This window comes from Butyricimonas sp. RTP31003st1_G1_RTP31003_210430, from assembly GCF_040920905.1.
In the GTDB taxonomy this organism is placed as follows: domain Bacteria; phylum Bacteroidota; class Bacteroidia; order Bacteroidales; family Marinifilaceae; genus Butyricimonas; species Butyricimonas paravirosa.
Genome location: NZ_JBCOSQ010000103.1, coordinates 1 through 9,813, shown reverse-complemented (window position 1 = coordinate 9,813; position 9,813 = coordinate 1). Strand labels below are relative to the sequence as shown.

13 protein-coding genes and 1 pseudogene are annotated in these 9,813 nt (G+C 45.4%); 6 read left to right on the top strand and 8 right to left on the bottom strand.

All coding sequences use genetic code 11. The features are described 5' to 3' along the window. The 7 genes from AB5542_RS20150 to AB5542_RS20120 form a co-directional block, all read right to left on the bottom strand. On the bottom strand, positions 1–226 hold a 226-nt coding region (locus AB5542_RS20150), incomplete at its 3' end, for a 3-methyl-2-oxobutanoate hydroxymethyltransferase (protein WP_368243392.1). 31 nt (positions 227–257) lie between these two features. Next, positions 258–929 (bottom strand): phosphatidylserine decarboxylase family protein, encoded by a 672-nt coding sequence (locus AB5542_RS20145; RefSeq protein ID WP_087419867.1) that lies wholly within the window; start codon positions 927–929, stop codon positions 258–260. A 36-nt stretch (positions 930–965) separates the two neighbouring features. Further along, positions 966–1,781, bottom strand: coding sequence for a phosphatidate cytidylyltransferase (locus tag AB5542_RS20140; protein WP_087419868.1), 816 nt, complete (start codon positions 1,779–1,781; stop codon positions 966–968). Continuing rightward, positions 1,768–1,977, bottom strand: a complete 210-nt coding sequence (locus AB5542_RS20135) for a DUF2007 domain-containing protein (RefSeq protein WP_087419869.1) — start codon at positions 1,975–1,977, stop codon at positions 1,768–1,770. Before AB5542_RS20135 ends, AB5542_RS20140 begins: the two co-directional genes overlap by 14 nt. Before the next feature lie 58 nt (positions 1,978–2,035). After that, positions 2,036–4,015 carry an ATP-dependent zinc metalloprotease FtsH gene (gene ftsH, locus AB5542_RS20130; protein ID WP_368243390.1) on the bottom strand — a complete coding sequence of 660 codons (1,980 nt, stop codon included), beginning with the start codon at positions 4,013–4,015 and terminating at the stop codon, positions 2,036–2,038. An 8-nt stretch (positions 4,016–4,023) separates the two neighbouring features. Further along, a complete protein-coding gene (rsfS, locus tag AB5542_RS20125; RefSeq protein ID WP_087419871.1) occupies positions 4,024–4,380 on the bottom strand; it encodes a ribosome silencing factor in 357 nt (118 codons plus the stop codon). Positions 4,381–4,609: 229 nt separating this feature from the next. Then, the gene (locus AB5542_RS20120) at positions 4,610–5,188 is read right to left on the bottom strand and encodes a flavodoxin family protein (RefSeq protein ID WP_087420606.1); all 579 of its coding nucleotides are present in this window, start codon (positions 5,186–5,188) and stop codon (positions 4,610–4,612) included. 555 nt (positions 5,189–5,743) lie between these two features. On the opposite strand from AB5542_RS20120, the gene AB5542_RS20115 reads away from it, so the two are divergent. From AB5542_RS20115 to miaA, 6 genes are all read left to right on the top strand, one after another. Next, positions 5,744–6,835 (top strand): pyridoxal-phosphate-dependent aminotransferase family protein, encoded by a 1,092-nt coding sequence (locus AB5542_RS20115; protein WP_279038939.1) that lies wholly within the window; start codon positions 5,744–5,746, stop codon positions 6,833–6,835. Positions 6,836–6,852: 17 nt separating this feature from the next. Continuing rightward, a complete protein-coding gene (locus AB5542_RS20110; RefSeq protein WP_087419873.1) occupies positions 6,853–7,188 on the top strand; it encodes a CCC motif membrane protein in 336 nt (111 codons plus the stop codon). Further along, positions 7,181–7,486, top strand: coding sequence for a DUF2752 domain-containing protein (locus AB5542_RS20105; RefSeq protein ID WP_279038941.1), 306 nt, complete (start codon positions 7,181–7,183; stop codon positions 7,484–7,486). Before AB5542_RS20110 ends, AB5542_RS20105 begins: the two co-directional genes overlap by 8 nt. Before the next feature lie 10 nt (positions 7,487–7,496). Beyond that, complete coding sequence (locus AB5542_RS20100; RefSeq protein ID WP_279038943.1) at positions 7,497–7,823, top strand: CCC motif membrane protein; 327 nt, start codon at positions 7,497–7,499, stop codon at positions 7,821–7,823. Positions 7,824–7,836: 13 nt separating this feature from the next. Continuing rightward, positions 7,837–8,442 carry an IS1096 element passenger TnpR family protein gene (locus AB5542_RS20095; RefSeq protein WP_087419876.1) on the top strand — a complete coding sequence of 202 codons (606 nt, stop codon included), beginning with the start codon at positions 7,837–7,839 and terminating at the stop codon, positions 8,440–8,442. Positions 8,443–8,528: 86 nt separating this feature from the next. Then, positions 8,529–9,437 (top strand): tRNA (adenosine(37)-N6)-dimethylallyltransferase MiaA, encoded by a 909-nt coding sequence (gene miaA, locus AB5542_RS20090; protein ID WP_279038946.1) that lies wholly within the window; start codon positions 8,529–8,531, stop codon positions 9,435–9,437. Between the two features lie 129 nt (positions 9,438–9,566). Here the strand turns inward: miaA and AB5542_RS20085 are convergent. Beyond that, positions 9,567–9,813, bottom strand: a pseudogene (locus tag AB5542_RS20085) (EamA family transporter); the annotation flags it as partial.

The window sequence follows — 9,813 nt, the reverse complement described above, 5'->3', positions numbered from 1 at the left end:
CCCCGTGATAGATCATTTGATCCAGCGTGATCGGCAGGGTCGTTTCGTTTCCGGCCATCACGTTAGAGGCGGAGTCTCCCACTAGAATCACGTCGATCCCGGCATTGTCAATAATTTGAGCCATCGAGAAATCGTAGGCCGTTAACATACTTATCTTTTCCCCCTTGAGTTTCATTTCTGATAACACGTGGGTGGTTACTCTTTTTACTTTCTTTTGAACAGACATAGTAATAATGATTTACGAATCCTCGGTATGATTACTTGGATTCGGGTTCTTGAAATGTTCCGATAAGGGTTTGAGACCCTGTTACTTTTTGGCCGAGTTTCACGTCAATTTTAGTTCCTAACGGTAGGTACAAGTCTACCCGGGAACCGAATTTGATGAATCCGGCATGTTCGTTCTGGCGGGCTTTACCCCCGACCGGAGCGTATGAAACAATACGTTTAGCCATGGCTCCGGCAATCTGTCGCATCACGATTTCTTGTCCGTTGGTTGCCTCGATAGCAATGGTTGTTCTTTCGTTTTCCGTGGAAGACTTGGGCAGGTAGGCCGCCATGTATCTTCCTTGGTGATATTTGAAAAATTTGATTATTCCGTTGATAGGAAACCAGTTAATATGAACATTGAAGATGTTCATGAAAATGGAAACCTGTATACATTGTTTTTTCAGGTATTCGGGTTCGAAGGTTTCTTCCACGACCACGATTTTCCCGTCGGCAGGGGCGAGGATCGTGTTATCCTTCACGACAATGTGCCTGTTGGGGAAACGGAAAAAGTTTACCATCAAGAGGTACAAAATTCCGCTGACGATCAGTACCGCCCGGAAAACAATGATATTAGGGATGAAGGCATACACGAGTACATTGATGAAAGCAAAGAGTACGAATGCTTTGAACAATAATATATGACCTGCTTTATGTATCTTCATATTAATTTCGTTACGTTAGTAAAACAGCGGGCAAAGTTAATACATGAATTCCATATAAACAAAAATAGCGGGAATTGTGAATATGATTGCATCGAATCTGTCCAAAATGCCCCCGTGTCCCGGTAGTATGTTGCCGGAATCTTTGATCTCGATGCTACGTTTAAACAGGGATTCCAGTAAATCCCCGTATATCCCGAAAACAACCACGATACATGAAATAATGGCCGTGTCCCGGATCGTGTAACCCTCGATATATGGAGACACGCACAAACCGACAATAATGGTCATCAGTCCCCCGCCAATGGCTCCTTCCCATGATTTCTTGGGCGATATTCTGGGGAAAAGTTTATGTTTCCCGAGTAATGAACCGGAGAGGTAAGCGAAGGTATCGTTAACCCACACGAGCAAGAACGGGAAAAAGATGATTTCCGGCATCCATTTCCCCGAGGTCATGTAGGGTAGGTATATTAGCAACGTGAAAGGTAAACTGATGTACAACAAGGCGTAGTAGGAGAAGGCTATGTTCTGGAACCCGTTTCCCCTTTTCCGGTAGAGTTCACAGATAGACATGATGAAGGTCAACAGGAAAAAATAGAGATAGCCGTCCTTGTAATTGATGTAATTATGCAAGAATCCCACGGTGAACAGTACGCTCCCGCAAAGGATGCAGAAGAACAAGTTCACGTGGATGTTCATGTGTTTCGCCATCCGGCTGAATTCCATCAGGCCAAGAATGTTGATGATAAAGAACAGGATATAAAAACAAATGGGGTGTATGAAAATACACCCTGTTAGTACTACGACAAACAGCAAGCCGCTGATTGCTCGTTTTAAAAAATTACTCACGATCATAATAGTCTTTAATAACTTTCTTGGCTTCTTCCTGGTCATCCCGGCTGACCATCACGCTGATGTCGCCAAAGGTTTGGTAAGAAGAATCTTTTTGATTCAAAATCACGGCCGGGATTCCCGCCTCGTCCAGTAGATCTTTCACGATCCCTGCTTCGAGTTCGCTTGTTGTTGTGAAAACAGATACCCAATTTTCCATAGTCATCGGTTTTAAGTTTATACTGTTTTTTCCTGTCGGGAATCCTTCCGCCTTGCCGTTACAATTCTTCCGGCTGTTGTGTCTCCTCTTCTTCTGTCCACGGACGTTTCCCGAGAATATTTTCCAAGTCATCACTAAAGATAACTTCTCGTTCGATCAGCAATTCCGCCACTTGTCGGTGTTGTTCCCTATGATCGCTCAATAGCTGTTTGGCTCGCTCGTAAGCGGCAGAAACCATATCTTTTACCTCGGCATCAATCAACTCTGCAGTCTTCTCGGAATAGGGCTTGGTAAAGCTGAAATCGCTCTGACCCGTGGAGTCATAATAACTCAACATTCCCACCTTGTCGCTCATCCCGTAGATGGATACCATGGCGTAAGCCTGTTTCGTGGCACGTTCGAGGTCGTTTTGCGCACCCGTGGATATTTCCCCAAACACGATTTCCTCGGCTGCCCGTCCACCCAGCACGGAACACATCTGATCCAGTAATTGGTCTTTCGTGGTAATCTGGCGCTCCTGCGGCAAGTACCAAGCGGCACCCAAGGCTTTTCCTCGCGGCACGATGGTTACTTTCAATAGCGGGTGAGCGTGTTGCAGTAACCACGATACGGTAGCGTGTCCGGCCTCGTGATAAGCAATCGCTTTCTTTTCACTCGGTTTGATGACTTTGCTGCGGTTTTCAAGTCCGCCCACGATACGGTCGATAGAATCCAGGAAATCCTGTTTCTCCACGGCCGATTTATTTTTCCGGGCAGCGATCAGCGCGGCCTCGTTTGCCACGTTAGCGATGTCCGCACCGGAGAATCCCGGGGTTTGTTTTGCCAAAAAGGCGTAGTCAATGTCTTCGGCGAGTTTCAACGGTTTCAAGTGAACCTTGAAAATCTCTTCCCGATCTTTTAATTCCGGAAGATCCACGTATATCTGGCGGTCGAAACGTCCGGCACGCAACAAGGCACTATCCAAGATGTCTGCCCGGTTCGTGGCAGCCAGTATGATTACTCCCGAATTGGTTTCGAAACCGTCCATTTCGGTTAATAATTGATTCAACGTGTTCTCGCGTTCATCGTTGGCTCCCATGTTCGGGTTTTTCCCTCTGGCTCGACCGATAGCGTCGATCTCGTCAATAAAGATGATGCAGGGGGCTTTTTCTTTAGCCTGTTTGAACAAGTCGCGTACGCGGGAAGCTCCCACGCCGACAAACATTTCGACGAAGTCCGATCCCGACATGGAGAAGAACGGCACGTTTGCCTCTCCTGCCATGGCTTTTGCCATCAAGGTTTTACCGGTTCCCGGAGGGCCAACCAGCAAGGCTCCCTTCGGAATTTTACCTCCCAGTTTGGTGTATTTATCTGGGGATTTGAGGAAAGATACAATCTCTTCCACCTCTTGTTTGGCCTCGGCTAACCCGGCAACATCTTTGAAGGTAATCTTTATGTTGGATTCTTTGTCAAACAATTTCGCTTTGGATTTCCCGACATTGAAAATGCCGCCACCGCCACCACCGCCGCCGGCTCCCTTGCTCATGCGGCGCATGAAGAATATCCAGATTCCCACGAATATAGCGATGGGCAGGAATAATGTAATGACTTCTCCCCACCAGTTGAAATCGTCTTTATAGTCAATGAATACGTCGGATGCTTCTTCCGGGTATTCTTTCTGTGCATCTTGTAAATTCTTTTCAAATTGCTCCAGCGTTCCGAAAGGTACGTAGTATTGTGGACCTACACTTTTCTGATTAAATCCTTTTGCCACCAGATCGCTGTGGGTTTCCACTTTCTCCGGTTTCAAGGTGATTTCGGCTTTACCGCCATTTCTGACGATGTAAATATCCTTTACCTCACCTTTCGCTAAAAGATCTGTTTTAAACTTCTGCCATGAGATCCGTTCCGGATCCGAAGGCATACTGAAAAATTGACTCCCGATAATGAAAGCGGCAATGATGATAAACGACCAGTAGCCGCCGAATTTCGGGCCTTTATTGTTTTTCCCACCGACAGGGGGGAAGTTGAAACTATCCTTTTTGTTATTTTCTGCCATATTTAATTTTAATTTTCTTCTACATTCGTTATTTCCGCGTCAGCCCAAAAATCTTCAATTTGATAATAATCTCGTTGTTCTTTTTGAAATATATGTACAACCACATTTCCGTAATCCAACACCACCCACTGGGCTTGTTGTTCTCCTTCCACGTGTAATGGTTTTTCTCCCAATTTCTCGTTGGCTTCGTCGTAGACAAAGTCTGTAAGACTGGCCACGTGCGTGTTGGAAGTTCCATGACATATTACGAAAAAACTACAGAAACAGTTCTCAATTCTTCTCAAATCAATTTTTACAATATTAACCCCTTTATTTTTGTTCAGCGTTTCAATAATTTGTTCCACTAATTTTTCTGCTCCACTCATTCTTTAAAAACTAATTTCTAATTAAGGTACAAATATACATTTTAATATTTAATCCAAACGTGTTTTGTAAGTACACTTCACTGTTTTTTATACAAAAAGCGTACCTGTAATTGCCACTATCAGCTATTATGACGAATTGGCATAAAATAAGTTCGGTTTTTGTCCTGTTTTTTATGACAAGGGATGAACTTCCGGATGGTTTATTTTTCTTAATTAGTTTGTATTGTAATTATTTCAGGGCTTTCAGGGCGATTTTTCGACAAAGCCGGAAATCTTTTTCCTGCAAGGGGGATTTTTTCGTACCGCCTCTCTCGACGGTGGCGACGATCTTGAATCCGCTCCATTTGAGAATTTCCTTTAGTGCTTTGACTGTTCCTCTCGTTTGGTTGAAAAGTATATTGAACGGGTAGGGAGTCGTGCAGGTACTCACGATGATGGCTTTTTTCCCTTTGTGTAGCGGTAGGGGAATCCCCTTCGGGCTTTCGCCCATCATCCCGTAAACGATGCGGTCGAACAGGAGTTTTAACTCTCCCGGTAGGTTTCCCCAGTAACACGGGGAGCCGACGACCAGCACGTCACATTTGTTTATTAATTGAAGAGTGGCTTGAGCCCCGTCTTCCGGGAGAACACAAGTTAAGTTTTTCCGGCAACTCATGCACCCGTTACAGGGCTTTATTTGTAAATCGTGAACATGGATGACTGAAACGTTCGCTCCCTGTTTTTCAGTTTCTTCTTTTATTGCCTCCAACATTTTCGAGATGTTCCCATTTTTCCGGGGACTTCCGTTTATAATCAGAATGTTCTGCATGAGATCGTTAATGATAAATTTGTAAACTTCCAAAAGTAATTATTTATTTTTACCCGGGGAAGTATTGGTAAGGTTAAAAATGGATGTCCTTTTTTAAAGGCAATAATATACTATTGTATTGGATGCGTTTGGAAGTTAAAATAACGATTATTTATGATTGAATGTATGTTGCGTATTAAAATAAGAAAAGAGAGTGTGTTATATTTGTATAAATCCTGTTAAAATGGCGGTTATAAGCGGGCGACTAGGCGGCGATAAGGCGGCGAGAGCGCCTAACAGGCAGGCAGCAGTCTGGTAACCGTAAGGCAACTTGGATAAGATAGGTAAGTGAAACGATTATTTTCGTGTAGGAAAAAAGTTGGAAACGTGATAGAATCTGAAATTATTACTATATTTGGAATGGCGGAAATAAATCCGGTACTTGAAGGTACGGGGAGGTGTTTTTTACCGCTAATTAATTGAGTAATATTTGCTTGTCTCCTTGTGTTAGGAGATAAGTTGAATGGAAAAGTAAATGATTAAGAGTTAAGAGAATTAAATATTAGTTCAAAAGAGATGGAAAAATATCTGATACCGTTAGTGCCGGGACCTGTTGCTGTTCCCCAGGAGATTTTGAAAGTTGCTGCCACGAATTTCGGGTCTGCCGATTTTGAGCCGGAGTATCTGGCTTTGTACAAGGATACGGAAAAATTGTTGCAGAAGATGATGGAAACCCGTAACCGGGTGGTGATTCAGACGGGAGAAGGTATGTTGGTGTTGTGGACGGCTTTAAAAAGCACGTTGAAACCGGGCGATCGAGTGCTGGTGCTTTCTACCGGGTTGTTTGGTGAGGGATTCGGCGATATGGCCAAGGCGCTGGGATGCGAGATTCGGGTGCTGGATTTCGGTTATGATGAGACGATTCATGACTTTGATGCCGTGGAAAAAGCGATCGTGGAGTTCAAGCCGAAGATGATCACGATGGTGCAGAACGAAACGCCTAGTGGTACGACGAACCCGGTCAAGGAAATCGGTGATTTGAAAGTGAAACACGGGGTACCGTTGCTTTGCGTGGACATCGTTTCCGGTCTGGGCGGGACCCCGATACACGTGGACGATTGGCACGTGGATTTCGCCTTGGGTGGTTCGCAAAAGTGTCTCTCGGCCCCGGCTAATATGTCATTCCTTTCCGTGAGTGAGGAGGCTTGGAAGATCGTGGCGGAGGTGAATTACGCTGGATACGAGGCTTTGTTACCTTTCCGGAATGTAACCGAAACCGGGTACTTTCCGTACACGCCCTACTGGCAGGGAACAGCCCAGTTGCATAAGGCTTGCGAGCTGATTTTCGAGGAAGGGTTGGAGAGTTGCATCGCTCGTCACGAGAAGGTGGCTGCCTACTGCCGTGAACGGATTAAGGAGATGGGATTGAAGATCTACCCCGTGGAAGGAGCCGCGTGTTCCCCGACTGTGACCGCGGTTTACGTGCCGGAACATATGACTTGGGAGCGCTTGGATTCGGAATTGAGAGTGCAGGGGATGGTCGTGGGAGGCAATTATGGTAAATTGGCCGGGAAAGTATTCCGGATCGGACATATGGGTTCCCAGGCAAACATCAACCTGATCAAGGAGGCAATGGATATACTGGAAACAGTGGTTCATGATATTTAAAATTTAAGGTATAAATTATGGGAGATTTTGACGGAGAAAGGAAAGACTTACCGAATGCCACGGCAGCGCTTGTTTTAGGAGCGCTGTCGTTGGTGTTTTGCTGGTGCTACGGGATCATCGGGTTGGTACTCGGTATTCTGGCAGTGGTACTGGCCTCGGCTCCCCGCAAGGCTTATCTGGAGAACCCGGAGCGATTCACGGAAGTATCCTATAAGAACTTGAACGCCGGGAGAATATGTGGCATCATCGGGATTTGTATCGGCGCGCTCATCCTGCTGGCGGTTATTCTTGCCGTCATTTTTGCTGTATATGCTTCGGTAAAACCCCATTTGCTCAACACGATAAATGTATGAATTGAGCATCTGGACGTGGCTGGAGGGGCATCAACTGCCTTGTCTGGTTAAAGACACTTTCGGGATCGAGTGTCCCGGATGTGGATTCCAGACCGCGATACTGTTGCTCTTGAAAGGAGAGTTGTGGGAATCCGTGAAAATCTATCCGGGGTTGGTCCCCTTGATTGTGTTTATCGGCCTTGCCATGGCGCATTTTGTAGGGGTGAAAAAAATTACTCCCGGGGCAATAAAATTTGCTGGTTTTGTTTGCTTGCTAATAATTTTAATTTCATATTTGCTTAAATTAATAATTCATTAAAATTACGACCATGGAGATAATGGAAATGAAGAAAAAGGATCTTCCTAACGCGACGGCAGTGTTGGTTTTAGGGATTTTGTCTCTGGTGTTTTGCTGGTGTTACGGGTTCGTGGGGTTGGTGCTGGGAATCCTGGCGGTAGCCATTGCTTCCGGGCCCCGGAGAGCTTATCTGGAACATCCGGAAGAGTACACGGAGGCTTCCTACAAGAATCTTACTGCCGGACGGGTTTGTGGTATTGTTGGAATCTGCGTGGCGTTGGCTGTTGTCGCTTTCGTGATTTTAGTGATATTGGGTGTAACGGCGCTGGGCGTCGGGTCGGCATTGATGCTAGGTTAAAATAAAATAACATATGGACTACAGATTTGAAATCAGTTTACCGACTAGTTCGGATTTTAGATGTGAGATTGCTGTTGGTGGAGAACAGACGTTTCAACAATTTCACGATAAAATAGTTGAGACGTTGAATTATGACAGCTCTCAAATGGCATCTTTTTTCACGCTTGACCGGATGGGAAACCGGGTGAAAGAAATTGCATTGATGGATATGACGACAGAGGACGAGGAAAATGAAACGCTCGTCATGGACAACACGAAAATCAGTGACATCATTAAACCGGGGTGTCTTGAATTAGAGTACGTGTATGATTTCTTCTCTAACAAATATTTTAAGGTAGAGTATGCCGGGGAATATATCCGTGACTCTTCCGACGTGATGCCGGTATGCGTTGCTTGTGAGGGGGATATTCCGGAACAATTCTCTTACGAGGATGGGAATGCTGATTGGGAGTTTGACAAGCCGGAGGAAGAGTACGAGGGGGATTATGACGATAGTTTCATGGAAGAGTTCGGTAACGGGGATTATGACGACGAGGATCGCCAAGACCGGGGTGGTGATGATGAGTATTATCGTGACGAACGCTACGAGAGTTTGGATGATTATATAGATAGACTTTGATAATTTTAGATTTTAGATTTTAAATTCCAGCCGCACAAGGCTCCTTTTTCAATTTAAAATCTAAAATCATTAAATCGAAAATTTGCATGGAGACGTTAATCGTATTGCTTGGACCGACAGGAGTGGGGAAAACGGATTTGAGTATCGAGCTGGCCAAGATGTATGGGACGTCGATTATTTCATGTGATTCCCGACAGATTTACAAGGAAATGTATATAGGAACTGCCGTGCCGGAGCGAGAGCAACTGGAGGCAGTTCCTCATTTTTTTATACAAACGGAGTCTGTCCGGAATTATTTTAATTGTTGGGAGTTCGAGCAACAAGCGCTTCGGAAGATCCGGGAGTTGTTCGAGACGAAAGAGGTGGTGATCATGGCGGGTGGTTCTATGATGTACATTGACGCCGTGTGCAAGGGAATTGACGAGATGCCCACGATTGACGAGGAAGTGCGTCTTTCCGTGAAAGAGATGTTTGAACGGGATGGAATCGAGGCGTTGCGGATGTTGTTGAAAAGGTTGGACCCCGTATCATATACTACGGTGGATTTAAAGAATGCCAAACGGATCATGCACGCTTTGGAAGTTTGCCTAATGACCGGAAAGCCTTATTCTTCTTTTTTGACCGGAAGCGTGAAGGAGCGGGAGTTTGACATCGTGAAGATCGGGTTGAACCGGGAAAGAGAAGAATTGTTCGACCGGATTAATCGCCGGGTGGATCAGATGGTGGAGGCCGGAATGGAGGAGGAGGCCCGTAGTCTTTATCCTTTACTCCACCTGAATGCCTTGAATACGGTAGGGTACAAGGAGTGGTTCGATTACTTTGATGGCAAGTTTGATCGGGAAGAGGCTATCCGGCTCATCAAACGAAATACCCGCCGATATGCAAAAAAGCAACTTACCTGGTATCGCAATGACGCTGATATTCATTGGTTCCATCCGGATCAAAAAGATGAAATCAAACGTTTTCTTTTAAGTCTTGTTGATTTTAAATTTTAGATTCCAACCCCCTCTAGCTCCCCCTTGGAAAGGGGGAGGATATGCTCCATTGTTATATTGTAGTGCTTTCTTGCGTTTGTTTCTCCCCCTGTGTAAGGGGGAGTTAGAGGGGGTAGTCTTTTCAATTATTTAGTCCGTCATGTATTGTTTCGAGCGATTTTCTTCCACTCGTTTTGGAGGCATGATCAAGATGAGTAGGGAACCTAGGATGATGATGCAGGCCAAGATGTAATCTCTCGTGTCCAAGTCGGGGCGCAAGTCGATGGAGTAGACTGCAATCCATGCCTCCAGCCCGAAGGTTAGCATGGGCTGGAAGGCCCGGAAGGTCATGAAGGTTTCGGCAGTTGCCGTTTGCAGGGTGGCGTAGTATAGGTAC